Here is a 20,038-nt window from a genome sequence, read left to right on the forward strand (position 1 = left end):
GCGAGAGCCGAGAACTTACAGGGTTGCTTTAGATTTGGCCTGCCGGCAGGGTTCTCGTTCGGCTTGCCTGGCGAAAAACCGAGTAGGATAGGTTCTACTTGTTTTTTTTGAATTGGATCCCAGCGCGGGCTTATTGTCCCGCTCTTTACCTATGATGGCCAACCCTCCTTTTCCGCTGCGCAGCCAAGTGGTCACCCAGGGGGTGCAGCGCTCTCCCAACCGCGCCATGCTCAGGGCCGTGGGCTTCCGTGATGAGGACTTCGGCAAGCCCATCGTCGGCATTGCCAACGCCCACAGCACCATCACTCCCTGCAACATCGGCATCCAAACCCTGGCCGAGCGCGCCGAAGCTGCCCTCAGGGCCGCCGGCTGCATGCCTCAGGTCTTCGGCACCATCACCATCAGCGACGGCATTTCCATGGGTACGGAGGGGATGAAATACTCCTTGGTGTCGCGGGAGGTGATCGCCGATTCTATCGAGACGGTGGTCAACGGCCAGAGCATGGATGGTCTCTTGGCCATCGGCGGCTGCGACAAAAACATGCCGGGGGCGATGATCGCCATGGCCCGTCTCAACGTGCCCGCCATCTTCGTCTACGGCGGCACCATCAAGCCGGGGCATTACAACGGCCGCGACCTCACCATCGTCAGCGCCTTTGAAGCCGTAGGGGAGTACAGCGCTGGCCGCATCTCCGAGGACGAGCTGCTGGCAGTCGAGCGCCATGCTTGTCCCGGTGCTGGATCCTGCGGCGGCATGTACACGGCCAACACCATGTCCAGCGCCTTTGAGGCCATGGGCATGAGCCTGCCCTACTCTTCCACGATGGCGGCAGAGGACGAAGAGAAAGCCGAAAGCGCTGCCCAATCGGCCAAGGTCTTGGCTGAGGCCATCCAAGCCAATATCCGACCCCGGGACATCATCACCCGCCAGAGCATTGAGAACGCCATCTCGGTCATCATGGCGGTAGGGGGATCCACCAACGCCGTGCTCCACTTTTTGGCCATTGCCCACGCAGCAGAAGTGCCCCTGACGCTGGATGACTTCGAGACCATCCGCGCCCGCGTGCCCGTCCTCTGCGACCTCAAGCCTTCAGGCCGGTTTGTTGCCACCGATCTGCACCGGGCCGGCGGGATCCCCCAAGTAATGAAGATCTTGCTCAACCACGGCCTGCTGCACGGCGACTGCCTCACCATCTCCGGCCAGACGATTGCCGAGGTTTTGCGGGACGTGCCCGACGAGCCCAGCCCCGACCAAGAGGTCATCCGCCCCTGGCACAGCCCCCTTTACCCCCAAGGGCACATCGCTATCCTCAAAGGCAACCTCGCGCCCGAAGGGGCGGTGGCCAAGATCAGCGGCGTCAAGACTCCCAAGATCGCGGGGCCGGCGCGAGTCTTCAACTCAGAAGAATCCTGCCTGCAGGCCATCCTCGCCGGCCAAATTCGACCGGGGGACGTAGTGGTGATCCGCTACGAGGGCCCCAAGGGCGGCCCCGGCATGCGGGAGATGCTCTCCCCCACTTCGGCCATCATCGGCGCCGGCCTGGGGGACAGCGTGGGCCTGATTACCGATGGCCGCTTCTCCGGCGGCACCTACGGCATGGTGGTGGGCCATGTGGCCCCTGAGGCCTACGTAGGCGGCCCCATTGCCCTGGTGGAGGAAGGGGATCTCATTACCATCGATGCCCCCGCTCGCCTGTTGCACCTGCATGTTAGTGAGGAAGAGCTGGCCCGCCGCCGCGCCCGCTGGTCTCCTCCTGAGCCTCGCTACAAACGGGGCACCCTAGCCAAGTACGCCAAGCTGGTCTCCAGCAGCAGCCTGGGGGCAGTGACGGATTTAAACCTGTGGGATTAATTTCCCTCACCCCCGGCTCGTCTCCCAGAGGGAGAATTGGTACTTGAGAGATAGCTCCAGATTCCTGACCCTGCAGGGATCAGCCTTGCTGGGTTAAGTGCAAGAAAGCGGCAGAGATGAAGGATCCCTGCCGCCTGATTGCGTGATGCGGTTGATAATGAGGATTCAGCGCCGATTAAGTGCCGATGATCCCGCCGTCATTTTTGGTGATCACCACCACCGCCGAGCGGGGGTAGAGATTGGGGTCGTAGTCTGGCCAGCGGGAATCGACCTTGCCGGCAGCAAAGTCGTCCTCGCTGGTGCTGGCGCCTGGGTGCTGCACGTTGATGAACATGGTGCGCTGATCGGGAGTGGTGACCACACCGGTGATCTCTTGCCCAATCGGCCCGGTCAAGAAGCGGCGAATTTCCCCTGTATCCGGATCGGCAGCCAACATTTGGTTATTGCCAAAAGGAGCAAAATCCCCTTGGTTGAGATTGCTTTCGCTGGTGTCGGTCTGGATCCAGAGGCGACGGCTGGCATCGAACCACAGCCCATCGGGAGAGTTGAAGATGTTATCTGCATTGAGGGGTTGACCTGATAGGGTGCGGCTATCTTCAGGCGGCCCGGCCAAGACAAAGAGATCCCACTCGAAACGGGTGGCTTGAGGCCGGTCGTTGGCTTCCTTCCAACGGATGATGTGACCCCACTTGTTTTTGGGACGGGGGTTGGCAGCGTTCACCTGGTCTTGTTCCCGACGGCTGTTGTTGGTCAGGGTGAAGTAGACCATGCGGGTCTTGGGATCCACCGCTCCCCACTCAGGCCGGTCCATTTTAGTAGCACCGACAAAATCCGCCGCCGTGCGGGTGTTCACCAACACATCTGCTTGGCTGGTGAAGCCGTTTTCCGGGGTTAGACCGTTTTTCCCAAACACCAGCGGCAGCCACTCCCCTGTGCCATCTTCGTTGAACTTGGCCACATACAGGGTGCCATTGTCCAACAGATGTCCGCCCGCCGTTTCCTTGCGGTAGGGCTCGGCAGAGACGTACTTGTAGATGTACTCAAAGCGGGCATCGTCCCCCATATAGGCCACAATCGGCTGGCCTTCCACCGGCGGCTGAAACACCACGCCTTCGTGGGCGAAGCGGCCCAGAGCGGTGCGCTTCTTGGGAGTGCTGCTGGGATCAAAGGGATCGATCTCCACCACCCAGCCGAAGGTGTTGGGCTCGTTGCGGTAGTCCTGGGTGGGATCGGCGCCCGTGGGGGTGGCGTTGAAGCGGATGAACTCGTCGGCTTTGTTGCTGGCCAGCTCCCAGCCGTAGCGGGAGGTCTCGGTGCTCACGCCGTAGCGCTTGTGCTCGCGGGGCAGGTTGGGCTTTTGATCCGGCCCTTTGCTGGTGTTGGTGAAGTAGCCGGCCCAGTTTTCTTCGCAGGTGAGGTAGGTGTTCCAGGGGGTAACGCCGTGGGCGCAGTTGTTCAAGGTGCCCCGCGTCATCGTGCCATCGGGGCTGAACTTGGTCTTGACGAAGTCAGATCCCCGCACAGGCCCGTGGATCTCCATGAGGGTGAGGCCGGTAATGCGGCGGTTGAGGCGATCCCGCACCACAGTCCAGTTGCCGTCCCCCTGCTGCTTGATGTGGACAATGCTCACCCCGTGGGCGTTCAGCTCTTTGAGTACTTGATCGGGATCGCGGCTGCCGTCGGGATTGACCGGATAGTCCTCGTCGTCAAACTTTTGCCCCTTGGCGGCAGCGTGCATGAAGCGCGGCTCCACATACTCGTGGTTGAACACCAACAAGCCCTCATCAGAGCGGCCCTGCCAGGGATCCTTCCCATCAATGGGGAAGAAGTGCATGCCGTCGTGGTGGCTGCCCACCTGCATCCCTTGCTCGGCGCCGGTGTTTTCCAGCTTGAACTGTGGGTAGGTGCCGGTGATGGGGGTACCCCAGGCCAGCAGCGGTCGAGCCGTGTAGCCTTCGGGCACCACCACTTTGTCTTCTGCACTCACGGGGATCGCCTTGAAGCCCAGCAAGGAGCTGCCGCTGGCCGCTTTGGCAGATTTGGAAGCGCCGTTTAGCGCCGGCAGGCCGAAAAAGGTGGCCACTGCCGCCGCAATGCCGCCCTGCAGCACTTGGCGCCGCTGCAGGCGGGTTTCCAGAATGCTGCTGAAGGTAGGGTTGGGCGAATGATTGCACAGAGGCTCGTCCCCATGACGGAGCCGGGGGCCATGCGGATTGCTATTCACTTTGGTTCTCCTCTTCTCTTGTCTTGTCGGTCTTCTAGAAGCTAGATGTTTTACAAAAAACATCTATTCCCCGCGTGACTGTTTTCACGCATAAGGATAGGCACTACAAAACTAGTGGCTCGAAGTTAAGGAGAGACCAAGCCCAGGTTAAGCCTTGCCGATTTGGAGAATTTCTTTAGATCGACGTAACAATTTTTTTTAACGATTTGTTGCGATGAGGCAGGGCATTGCTGCGGCTGCCTGTCAGGATCTTTCTCGTAGCCTGGAGAACAGATACACCCCATCGCGATGGTAGAGAAGTCGAAATGAGGTTTCGTTTTGTAAAGCGGCAATCAGGGTCTGGGAGAACTCTGGGCTGCTGCGCCACCCCGGATGGCGGCTGTTGAGCAAGACATAATCAAAGGGATCCCATTGGTCGGGAGGGGATCCCTTAAAGCGGCTCTCGTCGGTAAAGTAAATAACCCGCCGATGGGTGAGGTGGGGGCTGATCTCATGGGTGGTGAGAACGCCCCCTGAGGTGGCGATCTGGGCAAGGGCCTCACGAGTGGCCTGCCAAGTGTCGAGAGACTGGAGATAGAGGGAGCCGAAAAAGGTATACTTGGCCAAAGCCAAAAAAGCCAGCAAAGACCAGATCAGGGCTGTTTTGTTTACTTTCGCAGAAGAGGCGGGAGGGTTGGTCGTCTTCCCGTTTTCGATAACAGCTAGAAATAGAAAAGGAACAACAGGCAGCGCGTACTGGTGCACCAGGTCCCGATAAGCAGGATTGCTAGAAAGGATATTCAGCCCCAAAGTTGGCAGGGCAGGGATCCAGGGATCCCAGTGGCGCCAAGAGAGGCCCCAAGCCACAGGGATGACTAACAAAAATCCATAGAATAGGGTGTCGAGAGAGAAGACCTTGCCCAGGACTAATGTTGGCTTGAGAACCAAGTTTTGGATAATTTCAGGAACAGAACTGCCCAAATAGCTATAGTGAGAAACGGCTGCCGGCTCGCTGCCACTGAAGTGAGGAATAATCCAAAAAGTAGCCACGCCAAACCAAGCCGACCCTGCCGCTATGGCAAGCCAGCCGGCCACTTGGCAGCGCCGTTGCCAGCGCTTGTCAATCCGCCGGCTTTCCCAGATCAAAAGCCAAACTCCCAGGGCAGCGACATTGAGAGACAATGCCGCCTTACAGCCGAGGATGCCGCCTAGGCACAGCAAAAACCCCCACAGCTTGCCAGAGCGAACACAGAGTATAGCGGCCAAAAAAAGGGGAACGGCCAACACTTCTGGATGAAAATCAAAAAGGTTGGCGTTGAAGATGGCTGGGTAGAGAAGATAGGCGGCGGCAATTGTTCTCGCCCTGCCAAAATCAATCTCGGCCTGGAGCGCCAGATGGTAAACGGCCAGCGCTCCCAGCGTTAGTGCCAGAGCTTGGATGCCAAACAGCCAATATACAGAGGGAACAATGCGATACAAGAGACTGAGAGGATACAAGATAAAAGCTGCGTGATCCCCAAGAATGTGGATCCCGCGAATAGTAGAAAAAGGAACCTCGCCACGGCTGATTAAATAAACAGCTTGGTCGAAAATACCGAGATCATACCCTCCCGACTGAAACAAGTGGTGCCGCACAACGCTGCAGCCTAAAAGAACAAAGAAGGCTCCAACCAGCGTTGCCAAGAAAGACTTGGACAGAGGATGTTCCTTCATTGCCGCCTACAACTTGTTTAGCGTAGAATCCAAGCTCTGCCAGCTAGCAGTAAGACCGCAAGCCAGCTCAAAGACAGCCCCTTTTTCTCTGGCAAGAGAGGCTCGAATCCGGCTAGCTGGAAAAATTGCAGGAAGGAGGGATCCCTACCCAAGCAAGGCAAGAGGCTGGGGGTGGGCCCCCGCGGGGAGAACGCCCAAAGCCTTGAGAAGGTCTAAAGTTTTGGGATCTTTCCACTTTTCCTTTCTAGGATACGGGCAGACTCTCCAGAGCCACTGGGTGGGGAATTTTGCATGAGTGACGCCATCCGCTACGACCTGCTTTTGGTGGGGGGGAGCTCCTCCAACCTGATCCTGGCCCATCGCCTTTTGGATCTGGCCAAGCTCTCGGGGCTCAAGCTCTCCATCGCCCTTTTGGAAAAAGCCCGGCAATTCGGCGGGCACATCATCAGTGGTGCCATCTGCAATCCCCAGGTAATCGCCAGGCTTTTCCCGGATTTTGAGAGCCAAGGATTTCCCCACGAGGGGCGGGTGGAGGTGAGCCACCTGAGCGTACTGGGATCCCAGGAGCGCTGGGACTTGCCAGAGGCGGCGATCCCAAAGGGGCTGCGCAAACAGGGGCAGTTCATCCTTACCCTCAGCCATGTCATCCGCTGGCTGGCCGAAACCCTGCAGGAAAAAGCCAAAGGGATCCCCAACGTCACCCTGGATGTGTTCCCCGGCTTTGCCGCCCATGAGATCCTCTATGAGGGGGAGCGAGTCATTGGGGTGCGGGTGAGCGACTCCGGCCAGGTTTATGAAGATTGCGTCTTTGCCGAGCTCACTTGTTTTGGCGACAAGGGGTTTATCTCTAAGGATCTGATCGAAAAGTTTCACCTGCGCCCCCGCCCGCAACTGTGGTCAGTGGGGGTCAAGGAGCTGTGGCAGATCCCTTGCTCACTGCAGGGGCAGGTGTGGCACACCCTGGGCTACCCGGTTTTGGATGGCAGCTTTGGCGGCGGCTTTGTCTATGGTCTCAAAGATAACCGCCTGGCTCTGGGCCTCATCATTGGCCTAGACAGCAAAAATCCCAACCTCAACCCGCAGCAGCGCCTGCAGGAGTTCAAAGCCCACCCCTGGATCCAGTCCCTGATTGCTGGCGGCAAGTTGCTCAAGTACGGGGCGGCTGTCATTCCCGAAGGGGGCTACTACAGCTTGCCCAGCCGCTTTGGCGTCGAAGGGGCTTTGCTTTTGGGCGATGCCCTGGGGGTGCTGGATGTGGGCAGCCTGGCCGGGATCAACAACGCCATGGAGACCGGCTACCTGGCGGCGGGCCTCATTCACGACGGCTTCTTGAAAGGAGATCTGCGGATCCAAGAGGCCTACCAAAAGGCGGTGATGGAGAGCTCCGTTGGCCAAGATCTCTACCGTAGCCGCTACTTCCGGGAAGCCTTTTTGGAAAACCCCCATCTGCTGGAAGCGTACCTGCCCCAGATCTGCCGCAGCGTTGATGCCGGCCACCCTTGGCTGGGATCCCTGCGCTGGGGCCTGCAGGATCCCGTGCGTCGCGGCAGGGAACTCCTGCGTGCCTATACCCTGCTGACGGGACGGGTCAGCGCCAGCGAGCCACCCCCACGGGGATATGTGGCCCCCCATGCCGCCATCCAAGCGGACTTTGTGGCTCCCCCAGGTCTGGATCCCGAAACATTGACCACGCGAGCGGGCTATTTCTCGCGATCCGATGCCGTCTTTTTTGCGGATCCCCGCTACCCCGAAGGCAACCGGCACATCCTCGAGTTCAGCGCCGAGATCTGCCGCCAGTGCATTGCCACCTACGACAAGCTCAACCGCCCCACCCCCTGCGTGGCCGATTGCACCGCGGAAGTCCACCACATCCGCGAGCAAAACGGCATCCGCTCCCACGCCATGTCGCTGGAAAACTGCATCCAGTGCCGCACCTGCGAGATCGTCTGCCCCCACTTAAACCTGCGGGTTAACCCCAGCTACGAGGGATCCGGCCCCGACTTTTATGGGCTCTAGCCGAGCTGTGGCCAGCGAAATAGGGGCTCAGCCTTGCTGGCATTATTGACGTTCTCTCCAGGGCCCCCCGTAGACGGGGGGTTGGGGAGGACGCCATAACCCCAACTACTGGGCCAAGCCGAGATACTTGCGTCGGATATTGCTCGAACCAATACCGTGGATCGAAATCCGCAGGCGCTCGTGACATCATCATAAAGTCGAGATAAGGCGGCTTATCCCCAGGGCTAAAGTCCGGGGCTTGCGCCGCCCGACCTTTGGTTACAGCTAGAGTTGCAGGGAGCAAGGCCGTTGAATTCCGCCCCGCTGATCCCACCCGCCCCCAGTCCTGAGTTGAGCCGCGAGCAATCTTGTGAGCTCTTGCGCGGCCAGCTCAGCTTGGCCTTAAAGGAAAACAACTTGGAACAGGCCAAATCTCTCCTGCTGCCGGTGCAGCCGGTGGACATTGCCGAGGTCATTGGGGAGTTGCCGGAGGCGCAGCAGGCTCTGGCCTTTCGCTTGCTGCCCAAGGATCTGGCTATCCGCGTTTACGAACACCTGGACATAGAGCTGCAACAGACGCTGCTGCGCGAGTTCAGAAGCCAAGAGATCCAGGACATCCTGGACAAGATGTCGCCGGACGACCGGGCCCGCCTCTTCGACGAACTGCCGGCCAAGGTGGTTGCCGAACTGCTGCCGCAGCTCAGCCCCGAAGAGCGGGAAGCCACAGCCTTGCTGCTGGGCTATGCCCCCAACACCGCGGGGCGGATCATGACTCCGGAATACATTTCCCTGCGAGAGAACCTGACCGCAGCCGAGGCGCTGGAGCGGGTGCGCCTCTTGGCCCGCGAAACCGAGACCATCTACTACCTCTACGTCACCGACCAAGAGCGACACCTGACGGGAACCCTGTCCTTGCGGGAGTTGGTGATGGCCGACCCGGCCCAGCGGCTGGAGGAGGTGATGAACCGGGAGGTGGTGTTTGTCAGCACCCACACCGACCAAGAAGAAGTGGCGCGGGTCATCCAGCGGTACGACCTGTTGGCGGTGCCGGTGGTGGATGCCGAGCGGCGACTGGTGGGGATCGTTACGGTAGATGATGTACTGGACATCCTGGAGCAAGAGGCCACCGAAGACATCTACTCCTTGGGGGGGTTGCAGTCTGGAGAAGAGGACTATTTCGACCTCAGCTTTTGGCAGGCGGCCCGCAAGCGGGTGGTGTGGCTGCTGATTTTGCTGTTTACCAACACCTTTACCAGCACGATTATTGCCGGTCAGGAAGAAGTCTTAAGCCAGGTGATTCCCCTGGCGGCTTTTATCCCCCTGTTGGTGGATAGCGGCGGCAACGTCGGCTCCCAGTCTTCGACGGTGGTGATTCGCGGCCTGAGCACGGCGACGGTGCGCCTCAAGGACGGGTTTGGGGTGCTGGCCCGGGAAGCGGCGGTGGGAGCCATGCTGGGGATCATGCTCAGCTTGATCACCATCGGCTGGGCCTATGCCCTGCAGCGGGATCTCTTGGTGGCGATCATCGTCGGGCTGAGCCTATTTGGGATTTCTGTTCTCTCTTCGGTGTCGGGGGCGGGGCTGCCCTTTTTGTTCCGCTCCTTCGGCTTCGATCCCGCTTTGATGGCTACCCCCTTCATCACCACGATTGTGGATGTGCTAGGGGTGTTGATCTACTTCTCCGTTGCCCGCTTAATCCTGGGAATCTAGCCCCGGCTGGCAACCCCTCCAAGCCCTTGCCGAACTTGGGCTAGGTTGGATCTGGTCTTGTTGCGGATCCCTGCCGATGTCTGACCATTCTGTGGAGGTCCAGGCGGCTCTCCCGGAGATCGTGGCTCGCTTGCAAGCAGCCCTGGGATCCCAGGGGCTGGGACATCTGCAGGTGCAGGCGCGTCTTTCCGGACACCGCCTGTTGCTGCGCCTGGAAGGGGATCCCCTCCCGGATGCGGATCGGCTGCTGCAGGGCCTCTTGCCAACCCTAGAGGAAATAGCGTTGAGCTACCGGCAGCGCCAGGTGGAGCTGTTTGGCTTTCCCCCCAACGAAGGGATCCCGGAGTGGCACCGCGAGTGGCGCTACCAGCCGCCGCCCAACCCCAACAGCCCCTTGTATCGCGCCCAACGCGGGGATGGAGAAGCTATCCAGTATGTGCTCGACTACCTGCTGCGCCCGCAGGGGATCCAGGCCCGCGTCCATCTGCACCCCAAGCTGGGCCTCTTACAGGTGAACTTGCAGGCAGCGGAAGTTCCGGATCCGGCTTGGGCCAAGGACTTTGTGCGGCGGGCCTTGACCCGTCTGGAATGGACCTTTGTGCAGCGGCTGCGGCTTTCCGGGCAAAAGCTGGGCTCCTTCTTGCCGGCCTGGAGCCAAGAGTTCGATCTCAAACAGCCCGCCTTTTGGCAGGCTTCCCCGACCAGGCTTTCTCCCTTTCCTTCTCCAGCAGCCGACGCCGCCGAGGGCGAGCCCTCTCCACCTTCCCCGGCCGCTCTAGACTAAAGGGCAGGGCTCAGGGGGTCGGCCATGCGGGTTGTTTTCTTTGGCACGCCGGAGTTTGCTCTGCCCTCGCTGCAGATCTTGTTGCAGCCGCAGTCTCCCTTTGAAGTGGTGGGATTGGTCTGCCAGCCGGATCGGCCGCAGGGGCGAGGACAGAAGGTGCTCCCCCCGCCCACCAAGATCCTCGCCCAAGCCCACGGGATCCCGGTGTGGCAGCCTGGCCGGCTGCGGCGGGATCCAGAGGTGCTGGCGGCGCTAGAGGCGCTGGCTGCCGATGTGTTTGTGGTGGTGGCCTACGGCCAGATCTTGCCGCCGGCGGTGCTGCAGATGCCCAAGCTGGGCTGCATCAATGTCCACGCTTCCCTTCTGCCGGCCTATCGCGGCGCCGCCCCCATCCAGTGGGCCATTGCCAACGGCGAGACCGAGACCGGCGTCACCACCATGCTCATGGACGAAGGCATGGATACGGGGGCCATCTTGCTGCAGGCCAAGCTGCCCATCGAGCCGGAGCAGACCGGCTTGGAGCTGGCCTCCCAACTGGCCCAACGGGGGGCAGAGCTGCTGGTGGAAACCCTGGTGAAACTGGAAAAAGGAGAGCTGACCCCCATTCCCCAGGATGACTCGCGGGCAACCTATGCCCCCCTGCTTAAAAAACAGGACTTCCAGCTCGACTGGCAGCGCCCGGCCCAGGCCTTGCACAACCAAATCCGCGCCTTTTCCCCGGACTGTTTTACCGGCTTGCAGGGGCAGCGGATTAAGATTGTCCGCTCCGCCGCTCCCCAGTTGCACCCGCCACCTGCCGAGCTTCCCCCGGGCAGCCCCGGAGAAGTGGTGGGACTGGCCAGGGGAGAAGGGGTGTATGTGGCCACAGGGGAGGGATCCCTCCTCATCCGGCGGGCCCAACTGCCCGGCAGGAAGGAACAGTCGGCCTGGGATCTGGTCAACGGCGGCCAACTCAGGGTGGGCATGCGCTTTGAGGTGCTGCCGGATCCCTAGCCCCGGCCCCCCTCTTGTCCCCCCGCCTGCGGGGGGATGTAGGGGGGCGGGGGTGGTCGCGTTAGCGGCGCGGAGCGCTTGGAACTACTCGGGCTGGGGAAATTCCTCCCACAGGCGGGTGTGTTGGCGCAGGCTGAGGAACTGCCCGCCGCCGAGGATGAGGTGATCCAAAACCGGGATCTGCAGCAGTTGCCCCGCCTGCAAGAGTTGCCGGGTGAGAGCAAGATCTTCCGGGCTGGGATCCAAGCTGCCGGAGGGGTGGTTGTGGGCCACCAGGATGCGGCTGGCCCCTTGCCTAATGGCGCTGCGGAAGGTTTCCCGCGGGTGGGTGAGGGTTTCCGTGGCGGTTCCCCGGGTTACGATCTGCTGGCCGATGAGGCGGTGTTTGATGTCCAGGTGCAGGACGGCAAAATGCTCCTGGGGCTCCCACATCAGGTCGCCGCTTAGGGCCATGGCCGCCTGTTCCGGCGATTCAATCACCGTCCGCTCGGGGGGTCGGGCCAAAAAGATCCGCCGCCCCAGCTCGATGGCGGCCAACACTGTTGCTGCTTTGGCTGGGCCAATGCCCTCAATTTGCAGCAGCTCTCCGGCTTCCACCTGGCGCAGTTGGGCCAGGGGATCCCCTTGGGCTTCCAATGTTTTCAAGAGCAACTGGGCCAGGCCCACAGCCGAGAGCTTGCCCGGCCCCTGGCCGGTATTGAGCAAAATGGCCAGCAGCTCGGCGTGGGAGAGGCTTTTGGCCCCTTGGCTGAGCAGCCGCTCGCGCGGGCGATCCTGAAGGGGAAGGTCGCTGATCCGCAACACGTACTGGCCCATATCTTCCCTAGGTTTTCTTCAACAGCCAAAAGGGGCTGCGGCGCTCCACGGCCTGCCAAGCTGCCGCTGGGATCCCTGGCTCCGTTAGCTCAGCTACAAAGGGATCCCAGGTCACCAGATAGTCGGGCACCTGGCCTTGGGCTTGCCAGGCAGCCAGCTCCTCCAGCTTGGCGGCATAGGGCACCCGCAGCGGACTATAAAAATAGGGTACAAACGAGCGGAGCCCGTAGAGGCCAACCCTTCCCGAAAGAGCCGGTTCTGGGCCGGCAAACTGGCGGAAAAAGTAGACGGATCCCCCCTGGGTATGCTGCAACACCCTTGGGAAGATGCAGCTCCAGGCCAACTGGGCGCTGAGTCCAGTGGCCAAGAGCAAGATGGCCCATCCCCGAACGCTCTGCCGCGCCCTGATCCAGGCCAGTCCCCCCAGCACCAGGAGCAAAGCAGGGCCATAGGTGAAGAAGGGCCATTCCACCTCGGCCTGTAGGTATCCCAGGGCCAAACGGCCGGTTAGGCTGTCGGGGATCCCCAAGGCGGCCCCCACTTGGGCCCGCAAAGCCGGATCCTGGGATCCCAGCCACGGCAATAGCAGCCACAGGGCCAGCCAACCCAGGCCGCTGAGCAGGATCCAGGCAGTTTCCCCAAAGCTGGGCCCCCTTTTCTCGGCAACCAGGCCTTGCAGGCGCAGGGCGGCAAAGTAGGCGCCGATGGGGTAAAGCAGCGAGGTGTAGTGGATCAACTTGGTTTGCACCAGGAGCGAAAACAGGGCCAGCACCACCCCAAAGGCCACCAAGAGCAGGCGTTCTGCCCGCTGAGTTAAATCCGCAGCCGCCGAGTCAATACTCCTGGGGATCCTCTCCAGGATCCCGGCCAGGGCCAAAGCCCCCCAGGGAAAGCACCCCCAGGCAAAGGCCAAAAGATGCAGGTAGACCGGGCCCGGATGGCCGCTGGGGGTACTCACCAGACCCCACTGGTAGTGCCAAAACGCCGCCAGCCACTGCAGCCCCCGCGCTGTCACTTCCAGCACCAGCCAGGCCAGGGGAACAGCCGCCGCCAGGCCCAAAAAGATCACCATCTCCCCCCACCCCATTGGCGGATCCCGCTGCCAGAGCTTGTAGAGGATCCAGATGGCTAGCGGCAACACCAGCCCCACCGGCCCCTTGGCCAACACCGCCAGGCCCAAAGCCAGCGCGCCCAGAGCTCTCCACCCCTGACCGGAGCGCCCGGCCCGACGCGCCTCCTCAGCAGCCCAAAGGGATCCCAGCCCCACGCCCATACCCAAATTCAGCAGCGGGTCGATGAGGCCGGTTTTGTAGAAAAACAGGGGCAGGTAGCCCGTCAGGAGCAGGATCCCCCAGAGGCAGCCAAACCCCGCCCCGCGCAGCCGCCCTCCCCACGCCACCAAAAGGGCTACGGTGATCCCGCCAACCCAGGCATTGGGCAGCCGCGCCGCCCCTTCGTTGACCCCCAGGGCCGCCATCGCCAGGGCCTGCAGCCAAAAAAAGAGAGGGGGCTTCTCGAAAAAAGGCTCCCCGTTGATGGCCAACGAGAAAGGATCCCCGCTGGCCAGCATCTGCCGCGCCAAGCTGGCGTAGATCAGCTCATCCCAGTCGAACAGGTAGGGGATCCCCTGACCTACCCACAGCCACAGGCCGGCCAAAAGCCCCATCCCCAGGGATCCCTTGAGGCGGCCCAGAAAGCTAGGCATGGAAAGCTTCTGAAGACACCACCCGGCCCACGCTCTGAGGCGAGCGCAGGAGGCGGAGCAACTGGGCTGCCAGAGCGGATCCCTCTGTCTCTACCGGAATCTCCACCCCACACCAACGGCTGGAGCTACCCTGCAGGGCAGCTATCCACTCCGGGGCAAGGGATCCCCGCGCCACCCCGATCAATTGCGGCAGCCCCTCCCGGCGATACAGCCCGATCCAGCGCACGGCCAGCTGAAAGGGCCCAGGCCGGAAGCGGGGGTTTGGGCTGCCATCGGCCTCGAACTTGCTTAGCATCAGTTGCAGCGAGTAGATCTGGCGACTATTGAGAGGGGGAGCAGAAACCCGGCGGGCGCGGAACGTGGCAACCATCTCCGCAAAAGGGATCTGAACGGTCTGCTCCTCTCCCGGCTTGGTGTCGAAGGCATAGCCGTAGGCGGGGCTGTCCCAGCCGCCTTGATCCCGCAGTAAGACCTTATACCGCTGCCCATCCCCTCGCAGGCGCAGCTCCAGACCGGCAAACCCCGACAAGTCCAGCGGCGGCTGCCAATTGCGGGTGCGCGTGGAAACAAACCCCCCAAAGTTGGCCGTGGAAACCTGGCCTGCGAACAGCAGCTCCTCCTTTCCCCAGAGCAGTTGGCTTTGGCTCACCCCGCCCATCACCACATCGTCCAAAATGCCCCAAAACCGATGCAAATCCGGGTTGGGCCGGCGAAAGTCGAACAGCATCCGCTCCGTTTGCCCACTGCTGCGCAATTGCTCCAGATAAGCCTTGGCCGTTGGTGGATCCCCCAAACCTAGGATCACGGTTGCTGTCGCCCAATCTGGCGTATGGCTCACCTCCACGCCCTGCTGCCGCAGGGCCTCCGCCAACCCGTCAGGCAAACCTTCCCCCACCACCCCTATCTGGATAGCGACCGGCTCGGAAAGAGAAGGTGGCACAAAATCATCCTCCACGGCCTGGAACCCATTTTGAACCCGACGCCACACCTCAGCCCAAGGCAGGGCCTCATAGTAGGTGAGCGTGTTCCAGAACCGCCCCAGATCCCAAGGCATGAGTCTACCTCATCTCTTCAGAGGTCTATCCCGGATCCCTAGCTTAGGGCAGCGCCGAAGAACTCCACCGCTTCTGCCAACACGTCTAAAAAGCGATCCACCTCCGCCAACGTGTTGTACAGGTAAACACTGGCTCGGGCAGTGGATTGTACTCCCAAATAGCGATGGAGGGGTTGAGTGCAGTGGTGCCCCGCTCGAACGGCAATGCCTTGCTCATCCAGCAAAGTAGACAGGTCATGGGGATGGACAGCCTCCACCGAAAAGCTAACCAGCCCTGCCCGTCGCGCCGGATCCTTGGGGCCATAAACCGTAATACCCGCTATGTGCTGGATCCCGTCCAACAGGTGGGTAATCAACCTTTGTTCATGGGCATGAACCCGCTCCAGACCGATCTGGCTCAAGTAATCTACGGCTGCCCCCAGCCCCACCGCCTGAGCAATCGCCGGCGTACCAGCCTCAAATTTGTGGGGGATATCCGCATAGGTGGCGTGATCCCAGTACACATCGGCGATCATCTCTCCCCCACCCAAAAAAGGGGGCATCGCTCGCAGCAGCTCCCGCCTGCCGTAGAGGACGCCAATCCCCGTTGGGCCACACATCTTGTGCCCCGAAAAGGCCAACCAATCGCAATCCAGCGCCTGGACATCCACAGGCATGTGGGGCACGCTCTGGCAGGCATCCAGCAAAACCTTGGCTCCGTAACGATGGGCCAGTTCAGTAATCTCCTGAACGGGGTTGATGGATCCCAGCATGTTGGAGACCTGGGTTACCGCCACCAAGCGGGTGCGGTCGCTGAGCAAAGATTGGTAGTGCTCCAGATCCAACTCTCCCTCTGGCGTAATCTGGATGAACTTGAGGTGGGCTCCCGTCTTCTGGGCCACCCATTGCCACGGGATTAGGTTGCTGTGGTGCTCCATCACCGAGAGGACGATCTCATCCCCCCGCTCCAGATGGCTCAAGCCCCAACTGTAGGCCACCAGATTGATGGCTTCGCTGGCATTGCGGGTGTAGATGATCTCCTGAGGAGAAGGCGCGTTCACAAACCGAGCGATCTTTTCCCGCGCCCCCTCATAGGCATCTGTGGCTTCGTTGCTCAGCGTATGGACCCCACGATGCACGTTGGCGTTGCAGTGTCGATAGTAATGATCCATCGCCTGCATAACCGCCAGTGGCTTTTGAGAAGTGGCGGCATTGTCAAAGTAGATTAGCGGGTGGCCGTTGACCTGGCGCTGCAAAATCGGAAAATCTGACCGCACCTGGGCAGCCAGATCGAAAGAATGGTCAAGCTTGAGAGAAGAAAGGGGGGATACCGCCATGGTCTGCGCAAAAAGCCTGCTTCCCTCAGTATGACATCGCTTCCGGCCAGCCTTCGGCAAACCCATCCGCCCAATCCCTTCCAGCATCCAGGGATCCCTTCCGCCCTGACCTGAAAGCGAAACTTGTCACAAAATGTAACCTGATGTTAAGATTAGTTACAGCAATCGATATGAGGTATTGACAATGCAATCTTCTCCCAGGATCCCTTCTCGCTTGGACTCCGCTTCTGTTGCCCAGTACTACGACACCACCAACGACTGGATTCCGGGCTGGACGGAGCAAGCGGAGCGTTGGAATGGACGCTTGGCCATGTTGGGCTTGGTGATCAGCATTGCTACAGAAGCGGTGCTGGGCCACAGTGTTTTTGCCAGCACTCTCGCCCAGTGGCTAGGTCTGCAATAACCTGCAATAATTTGTCGAAGAACTTTTCGGTAGAGCCACATTGGACATCTCACAGACTTTCTCTTCGGCTTTGAGATGTTACAGCTCTACCCTTTTTGGGAGCTTTTTCACCCTTCAATCCCTATCTCGACAGTCCGATGATGCTTGACAATCCCTTCCTCCCCTACATTGCCGTCATGGTGGCCGGGCTGGTGGCCGCTGTTGTGATTGGCTCGATGGCTTTCTTCAACTCCAAGCGCCCTGCTGGCTGGGAAGGCGCCGGTCGCCCGCGGTACGTGCCGCAGTACGGTCAAGACGGCGATACCCCGCCGGAGTGGGAGATTGGCTGGACGGAGAAGGCCGAGCGATGGAACGGACGGCTGGCCATGCTGGGGTTTGCCATCAGTGTTGTGGTAGAGGCCATAGTGGGCCACAGCGTGTTTGCCTCTGCACTGGGGATCCGCTGATCCCAGTTGAAAGCTGTCTGATGGCTGGAAGAATTGGAAAATGGCAGCCGGAGAGCTCCGCCTCTCTTCTTCTGGCTTTGACTAAGCCTTTGCCAGTACCCCAAGCTGGAGCTGGCCGCAGATGCAAGTCACTGCTGGCCTTCAGCCTTTACCACTGGATAATCTTTTTCTGAACAGCTGTCATGCACATGGCAACGCGGGCGTTGATCTCATCCTCAGAGCCGAAAATATCTAGCTTTTCTTTGAGCCTCTGGATACAGTTTTGTACGGTCTTCTTGCTGGTGTGAATGCGATCTGCGATGGCCTGATCGGTGAGGGCTTCTTTGCAGAGCAAGTTCAAGACCTCAATTTCTCGTTCTGTCAGCTTCGTAAGACCGCGCAACTCCCGCGGCATGCGCAATTCTCCATTCAGGGCACTTTTGGCCCCCTCCAAAAACACGGTGCGCCGTTCCATTTTGTTGACCGCGGCAAACCCACCCTGGTGTTTGCTGATCAGGCCCACCAATGGAGTGAGCAGCAGCGGCTCGCTGGAATAGGCCATCACATTCAAGGTGGGGTAGTTCTCAAAGATATGGCGCAGGAACTCTAGGCCAGGCTCGGCAGACTGCTCTCCGCTGGTTTGACCATAGAGCAGATCGGCTACAACCAAGTCCGGTTGTTCCCGCTGCAGGCGCAGGATGGCGTCCATGGGATTGGTGACCGTAATACATTGAGCATCTGCTGCAATGCGTTGCAGCCACTCACAGTTGTTTTGAGCCACCTCTGGATGATCTTCGACGATCAAAAACTTGAGCGGGGCAGTGGGGCTTTCAACCTCGGACATCAATCCACTCCTCTAGTCCAGCCTTGCAGTTTATCCTCTGCCGGGCGGGCTTGACTGAAAACTGAAATAGGTTCACCAGCAAAGCTCCCAGCAGGTTACCCTAGTGTAGCCTCAGGTAGGGGTTTAGAGGTGAACCTGGGGGGGCAGAAAAGCACAGGCTAGGCTAGAGTGTGACGTCGACTGGATCTTAACTGTGGTACCCCTGCAAGATCGCAACCCAACCACCCGCACAGCCTATGTCACTTATGCCCTGGTGATCGTTAACATCTTAATTTTTCTGTACCAGCTAACCCTGTCGCCACAAGAGCTGGCAGCTTTTTTCCGGGAGTGGGCAGTGGTACCGATAGAGTTGACGGCCAGTTTTCGAGGGGAGATCACCTCTTCGTCGCGTCCAGAATGGGTAACCCTATTCACCTCACAATTTCTGCATGGGGGCTTTCTCCACATTGGCGGGAACATGCTTTTTTTGTGGGTTTTCGGCAACAACGTTGAGGATCGCTTGGGCCATGTGCGCTACCTCATCTTTTACCTGTCTTGCGGAGCTTTGGCTGCATTAACGCAGTGGTTTTTCGACATGGGATCCCCCATTCCTTCTCTGGGCGCAAGTGGTGCCATTGCCGGCGTATTGGGAGCCTACATCCTGCGTTTTCCCCGGGCTGAGATCTTGACCCTGGTGCCCCTCGGAATTTTTACTACAACCATCTATGTGCCTGCCTGGGTGTTCCTGGGCTTTTGGTTCATCCAGCAAGCCTTCTACGGCATTGCCAGCCTACAGACGCCTACCAACATCGGTATGCAGGGTGGGGGGATTGCCTATTGGGCCCATGCGGGCGGTTTTGTGTTTGGGGCCATTTTGGGGCCGCTGATGGGGTTGTTTTCCGGCAAAAGCCCTTATGACCGCCAAATGACTTGGCAACAACGTGACAGGGATCTGTTTTGATTTGATCAGCTTTGATACTTTCTCAGTCTATTGTTAATCGGATAGCAGCGTGATGGGAGAAAGCCATGGTCAGTCTATCTGCCAAGCCTCTAACTCTGGAAGACTTTCTACAACAGCCGGAAACTCAGCCCGCCAGCGAGTTCATCAAAGGAGAAATTATCCAGAAGCCCATGCCACAGGGAAAACATAGCCGTCTCCAACTAAAACTGGGTAGCTTCATTAACGAGATGTTGGAGCCTTCTCAACTGGGAATGGCATTTCCAGAGCTGCGCTGCACCTTCGCCGGATACGCGATTGTGCCCGATATTTCTGTGATCCCCTGGGATCGGATCCCTGTGGATGAAGATGGCACCATTCAAAATCTCATCCCCTTTTGCCCTGATTGGATGATCGAGATTTTCTCTCCCGATCAAAATCCAATGAAGCTGGTCAAAAAAATCTTGATCGGCCTGGATCACGGCTGCCAAATGGGGTGGATCGTGGCTCCCGAAGAAAGGATTGTTTTCGCCTACCCTGCCGGGCAGCAGCCGACAGTACATGAGGATCCCCAAGAGGTGATCCCCACTCCTGCGTTTGCCCAAGGGATCCAACTGACAATCGCAACTTTGTTCGGCTGGATGCAAGTTCAAGCTGGCGAGAGCCACAAGTCCAATGCGGGATAGAAAAAGAGTGGATCTCCTTCCATCCCTCAATTCTCAATTCAAATTCAACATTCAGTTGTTGTAGAGGGCAGGGGCTTGGGCAACCGTCTCACCAGTTTGGGGCAGTTCCTGCCGCAGCAGCGCCACCAAAGCGTTAGTGGATTGGTCGTAGAGGCTGGTCACCAGCTTGGGATAGAGGCCAATGCCGATGATTGGGATCAACAGGCAGGCAATGATGAACACCTCGCGTGGCTCAGCATCTACCAATTCTTCGTGTTCGGTGAGCTCTTTGTTCTCTGGGCCAAAGAAAATCTGCCGCAACATCGACAGCAGGTAGATGGGGGTCAGGATCACCCCAACTGCTGCCAGGAAAACCACCACCAACCGGAAGGGGAGAGAGTAGGCATCGGTGGTGGCCATGCCGATAAACACCATGATCTCGGCCACAAAGCCGCTCATGCCGGGTAGGGCTAGCGAAGCCAGGGAGCAGGCGGTGAACATGGAGAAGATCTTGGGCATCTTCAGGCCAACGCCGCCCATTTCCTCCAGCTCCAGCGTATGGGTGCGGTCGTAGGTGGCCCCCACCAAAAAGAACAGGCTGGCCCCGATCAGCCCGTGGGAGATCATCTGCAGCATGGCGCCGC

Annotated in this window: 17 protein-coding genes; 9 read left to right on the top strand and 8 right to left on the bottom strand. The window is 59.6% G+C overall.

The features are described from left to right. The first annotated feature begins 154 nt into the window (after positions 1-154). Entirely contained in the window at positions 155-1,852 is a 1,698-nt protein-coding gene (gene ilvD / locus NW846_RS04720) for a dihydroxy-acid dehydratase (RefSeq protein WP_099813398.1), read from the top strand. A 175-nt stretch (positions 1,853-2,027) separates the two neighbouring features. Here the strand turns inward: ilvD and NW846_RS04725 are convergent, their stop codons facing one another. Beyond that, positions 2,028-4,076, bottom strand: a complete 2,049-nt coding sequence (locus NW846_RS04725) for a PhoX family protein (RefSeq protein WP_414515419.1) — start codon at positions 4,074-4,076, stop codon at positions 2,028-2,030. Positions 4,077-4,319: 243 nt separating this feature from the next. Beyond that, positions 4,320-5,690, bottom strand: coding sequence for a DUF2079 domain-containing protein (locus NW846_RS04730; RefSeq protein ID WP_414346944.1), 1,371 nt, complete (start codon positions 5,688-5,690; stop codon positions 4,320-4,322). 369 nt (positions 5,691-6,059) lie between these two features. On the opposite strand from NW846_RS04730, the gene NW846_RS04735 reads away from it, so the two are divergent. The 4 genes from NW846_RS04735 (at position 6,060) to fmt (ending at position 11,250) form a co-directional block, all read left to right on the top strand. Next, positions 6,060-7,784: an electron transfer flavoprotein gene (locus NW846_RS04735; protein ID WP_414346943.1), complete on the top strand. Its 1,725-nt coding sequence runs from the start codon at positions 6,060-6,062 to the stop codon at positions 7,782-7,784. A gap of 288 nt (positions 7,785-8,072) precedes the next feature. Further along, a complete protein-coding gene (mgtE, locus tag NW846_RS04740) occupies positions 8,073-9,473 on the top strand; it encodes a magnesium transporter (RefSeq protein ID WP_414346942.1) in 1,401 nt (466 codons plus the stop codon). 76 nt (positions 9,474-9,549) lie between these two features. Beyond that, complete coding sequence (locus tag NW846_RS04745; RefSeq protein WP_071813519.1) at positions 9,550-10,257, top strand: hypothetical protein; 708 nt, start codon at positions 9,550-9,552, stop codon at positions 10,255-10,257. 24 nt (positions 10,258-10,281) lie between these two features. Then, complete coding sequence (gene fmt / locus NW846_RS04750; RefSeq protein ID WP_099813161.1) at positions 10,282-11,250, top strand: methionyl-tRNA formyltransferase; 969 nt, start codon at positions 10,282-10,284, stop codon at positions 11,248-11,250. An 84-nt stretch (positions 11,251-11,334) separates the two neighbouring features. Here the strand turns inward: fmt and radC are convergent, their stop codons facing one another. From radC to NW846_RS04770, 4 genes are read right to left on the bottom strand one after another with little or no spacing between them, the layout of a single operon-like run. After that, on the bottom strand, positions 11,335-12,066 hold the full coding sequence (radC, locus tag NW846_RS04755; RefSeq protein ID WP_011430522.1) for a RadC family protein: 732 nt from the start codon (positions 12,064-12,066) through the stop codon (positions 11,335-11,337). Between the two features lie 7 nt (positions 12,067-12,073). After that, positions 12,074-13,771 (bottom strand): ArnT family glycosyltransferase, encoded by a 1,698-nt coding sequence (locus NW846_RS04760; protein WP_414515422.1) that lies wholly within the window; start codon positions 13,769-13,771, stop codon positions 12,074-12,076. Beyond that, the gene (locus NW846_RS04765) at positions 13,764-14,825 is read right to left on the bottom strand and encodes a CIA30 family protein (RefSeq protein ID WP_414515424.1); all 1,062 of its coding nucleotides are present in this window, start codon (positions 14,823-14,825) and stop codon (positions 13,764-13,766) included. Before NW846_RS04765 ends, NW846_RS04760 begins: the two co-directional genes overlap by 8 nt. Before the next feature lie 38 nt (positions 14,826-14,863). After that, entirely contained in the window at positions 14,864-16,141 is a 1,278-nt protein-coding gene (locus NW846_RS04770; protein ID WP_414331647.1) for a cysteine desulfurase, read from the bottom strand. 184 nt (positions 16,142-16,325) lie between these two features. Here NW846_RS04770 and NW846_RS04775 point away from each other — a divergent pair, with 184 nt between their 5' ends. Both NW846_RS04775 and psb35 read left to right on the top strand, forming a co-directional pair. Next, complete coding sequence (locus NW846_RS04775; RefSeq protein ID WP_011433585.1) at positions 16,326-16,544, top strand: hypothetical protein; 219 nt, start codon at positions 16,326-16,328, stop codon at positions 16,542-16,544. A gap of 137 nt (positions 16,545-16,681) precedes the next feature. Continuing rightward, positions 16,682-16,990: a photosystem II assembly protein Psb35 gene (gene psb35, locus NW846_RS04780; protein ID WP_414422025.1), complete on the top strand. Its 309-nt coding sequence runs from the start codon at positions 16,682-16,684 to the stop codon at positions 16,988-16,990. Positions 16,991-17,138: 148 nt separating this feature from the next. Here the strand turns inward: psb35 and NW846_RS04785 are convergent, their stop codons facing one another. Beyond that, positions 17,139-17,813 carry a response regulator transcription factor gene (locus NW846_RS04785; protein ID WP_011433588.1) on the bottom strand — a complete coding sequence of 225 codons (675 nt, stop codon included), beginning with the start codon at positions 17,811-17,813 and terminating at the stop codon, positions 17,139-17,141. A 193-nt stretch (positions 17,814-18,006) separates the two neighbouring features. Between NW846_RS04785 and NW846_RS04790 the strand changes: the two genes are divergently transcribed. Further along, positions 18,007-18,753 (top strand): rhomboid family intramembrane serine protease, encoded by a 747-nt coding sequence (locus NW846_RS04790; protein WP_414515427.1) that lies wholly within the window; start codon positions 18,007-18,009, stop codon positions 18,751-18,753. Positions 18,754-18,818: 65 nt separating this feature from the next. After that, the gene (locus tag NW846_RS04795) at positions 18,819-19,415 is read left to right on the top strand and encodes a Uma2 family endonuclease (protein ID WP_414515429.1); all 597 of its coding nucleotides are present in this window, start codon (positions 18,819-18,821) and stop codon (positions 19,413-19,415) included. Between the two features lie 51 nt (positions 19,416-19,466). On the opposite strand, the gene NW846_RS04800 is transcribed toward NW846_RS04795, so the two are convergent. After that, a partial coding sequence (locus NW846_RS04800) for a proton-conducting transporter membrane subunit (protein ID WP_414515431.1) occupies positions 19,467-20,038 on the bottom strand: 572 nt, incomplete at its 5' end.

Origin of the sequence: Synechococcus sp. W60.3 (assembly GCF_047502615.1) — a bacterium.
Lineage (GTDB): Bacteria > Cyanobacteriota > Cyanobacteriia > Thermostichales > Thermostichaceae > Thermostichus.

Coding starts and splice junctions, on each gene's coding strand:
- psb35 (WP_414422025.1), top strand. CDS start 16,682: ATGATGCTTGACAATCCCTTCCTCCCCTACATTGCCGTCATGGTGGCC.
- NW846_RS04765 (WP_414515424.1), bottom strand. CDS start 14,825: ATGCCTTGGGATCTGGGGCGGTTCTGGAACACGCTCACCTACTATGAG.
- ilvD (WP_099813398.1), top strand. CDS start 155: ATGGCCAACCCTCCTTTTCCGCTGCGCAGCCAAGTGGTCACCCAGGGG.
- NW846_RS04770 (WP_414331647.1), bottom strand. CDS start 16,141: ATGGCGGTATCCCCCCTTTCTTCTCTCAAGCTTGACCATTCTTTCGAT.
- radC (WP_011430522.1), bottom strand. CDS start 12,066: ATGGGCCAGTACGTGTTGCGGATCAGCGACCTTCCCCTTCAGGATCGC.
- NW846_RS04775 (WP_011433585.1), top strand. CDS start 16,326: ATGCAATCTTCTCCCAGGATCCCTTCTCGCTTGGACTCCGCTTCTGTT.
- fmt (WP_099813161.1), top strand. CDS start 10,282: ATGCGGGTTGTTTTCTTTGGCACGCCGGAGTTTGCTCTGCCCTCGCTG.
- NW846_RS04735 (WP_414346943.1), top strand. CDS start 6,060: ATGAGTGACGCCATCCGCTACGACCTGCTTTTGGTGGGGGGGAGCTCC.
- NW846_RS04795 (WP_414515429.1), top strand. CDS start 18,819: ATGGTCAGTCTATCTGCCAAGCCTCTAACTCTGGAAGACTTTCTACAA.
- NW846_RS04760 (WP_414515422.1), bottom strand. CDS start 13,771: ATGCCTAGCTTTCTGGGCCGCCTCAAGGGATCCCTGGGGATGGGGCTT.
- NW846_RS04745 (WP_071813519.1), top strand. CDS start 9,550: ATGTCTGACCATTCTGTGGAGGTCCAGGCGGCTCTCCCGGAGATCGTG.
- NW846_RS04785 (WP_011433588.1), bottom strand. CDS start 17,813: ATGTCCGAGGTTGAAAGCCCCACTGCCCCGCTCAAGTTTTTGATCGTC.